Below are 822 nucleotides of genomic sequence, written 5' to 3' on the forward strand. Positions count from 1 at the left end.
CCTGATCAGCCTTCGCTGATCAGGAAGGAGAATTGACCATGCTGTTCCTGACCCGCCGGCGCGGCGAAGTCGTAATCATCGGCGACGCTATTCAAGTCACGGTCATGCAGTTCGATCTGCATCAGGTTCGCCTGGGCATCCAGGCGCCCGGTGACCTCGAGATTCACTGGCAGGAGAACGCCCGTGATATCCGTACCCGCGCCCAACCGCAAAGCCCGGTTAGCGTAGACCGCCGGCATACTGAAACCGTGACGATTGGCGGCAGCATTCAGATAGCGATATTGCAAACCGGCCTACACCAGATCCGCCTTCGCGTTGAGGCACCCCGGGATGTTCGCGTCGATAGAGATGAAGTCCATCACCGCCCCCAGGTAAAACACGCCAGCGAGGCCGCGCCGCCGCCAGCCCCAGCCCAGCCCCAGCCCCAGCCAAGCGAACCCTGCGCACGCTCTCGCTCAAACGCCACTGATCATATTTCGACCGGGCCATTTTTGGCCCGGCCTAGCCAAAAATGGCACAGTTAAAACCCTTTATTTTCAATCACTTAATATATTCCAGGCCAAAAATGGCCCGCCGCAACTGGATTCCACCTCGATTTACCCGGCCACACACGCGCCACCACCGCACCAGAATATCCACGCAGCCCAGTAAGTACGCAGGGTTCAAAGAAGCTTCCGGGCAAAAACACGTATTGGCATGCCCCCTGCAATGTCGTCCTCGTCCCCGCATGGGGCGGCATCAACGGCCACCGCGGCCCTCTCGACGACATAAGGAATCCGTCATGTCCACACCCGCCTACATCGCCATCACCGGCAAAACCCA

At 59.1% G+C, this 822-nt stretch carries 1 protein-coding gene; it reads left to right on the forward strand.

Translation table 11 applies throughout. The features are described from left to right. Positions 1-38: 38 nt before the first annotated feature. On the forward strand, positions 39-524 hold the full coding sequence (locus tag ACF8E5_RS09515) for a carbon storage regulator (protein ID WP_196186814.1): 486 nt from the start codon (positions 39-41) through the stop codon (positions 522-524). The last annotated feature ends 298 nt before the right edge of the window (positions 525-822 follow it).

The sequence above is a fragment of the Pseudomonas sp. WSY_20 genome, from assembly GCF_043104335.1.
In the GTDB taxonomy this organism is placed as follows: Bacteria; Pseudomonadota; Gammaproteobacteria; order Pseudomonadales; family Pseudomonadaceae; genus Aquipseudomonas; species Aquipseudomonas parafulva_B.